This is a genomic window from Pseudomonas parakoreensis, from assembly GCF_021602155.1.
In the GTDB taxonomy this organism is placed as follows: domain Bacteria; phylum Pseudomonadota; class Gammaproteobacteria; order Pseudomonadales; family Pseudomonadaceae; genus Aquipseudomonas; species Aquipseudomonas parakoreensis.
In genome coordinates this window covers 1-207 of record NZ_BQHY01000112.1, presented here as the reverse complement: position 1 = coordinate 207, position 207 = coordinate 1, and the positions used below count along the sequence as shown (strand labels likewise).

Sequence of the window (207 nt, the reverse complement as noted above, 5' to 3'; positions counted from 1 at the left end):
GACCTCCAATTCCAGAAAGCTGCGTAGTGCAGTCCTCGATCGACAGCATCGTGCTAATCCCAAGCAATTCACAAAACGGCCTGAACGGAGGGACTTACGAATACTTCTTCAGCACTTCGCCAACGGCAACTTCTGCGGATGCCGAATATCTGGGGCAAGGCCTGACCTTCACCCATAACGGGCTGGGGTTCTGGACCAACTACTACT

General features: G+C 53.1%; 1 protein-coding gene. It reads left to right on the top strand.

From position 1 onward, the window contains the following. Positions 1-207, top strand: a 207-nt coding sequence (locus L6D63_RS28590) for a hypothetical protein (protein WP_236170532.1), incomplete at both ends; no start/stop codon positions are given.